This window comes from Pseudomonas sp. EA_5y_Pfl2_R50, from assembly GCF_963970475.1.
Classification (GTDB): domain Bacteria; phylum Pseudomonadota; class Gammaproteobacteria; order Pseudomonadales; family Pseudomonadaceae; genus Aquipseudomonas.
On record NZ_CAXAPT010000175.1, the window covers coordinates 1 to 452 of the forward strand.

The 452-nt window shown below is 67.5% G+C and carries 1 protein-coding gene; it reads left to right on the top strand.

Annotation, left to right across the window (positions count from 1 at the left end; genetic code table 11):
• A partial coding sequence (locus AACY19_RS27310) for an ATP-binding protein (protein ID WP_339454609.1) occupies window positions 1-303 on the top strand: 303 nt, incomplete at its 5' end.
• Between the last annotated feature and the right edge of the window lie 149 nt (window positions 304-452).

Genomic DNA, 452 nt, shown 5'->3' on the forward strand with positions numbered 1-452 from the left:
GCGCCCGACGACCTCAAGCGCATCGGCGCACCGTTCTTCCAGGCCGGCAAGACCTATCAGCGCCGTCACGAAGGCACCGGCCTCGGCCTTTCGATCGTCAAGAGTCTCGTGGCCTTGCATCGCGGCGACCTGGCTGTACAAAGCAGGCTCGGCGAGGGTACCACCGTCACCGTCCGGCTGCCGCTCGTCTTCACGCCGCCACAGGCGAAGCCCGGCGAGAGCCGGATCGCAACGCTGCCGCCGCGCCACGAAACCGACGACAGGATCCAGGATCAACCCGCTCCGGTGAAGAAAAGTGCCTAAGAAGTCAGCCAGGGACGAATCCTCCTCGCGCCGCCCCGGCGCCAAGGCCGCGGCCATCGACGTCGAGACTGAGCGCAATCTGCTGTTGCGCGTTCTCCTCTACAGCCCGAAGGACACGCTGGCCGGGCTCGTCGCCGTTGCCGCCGTCG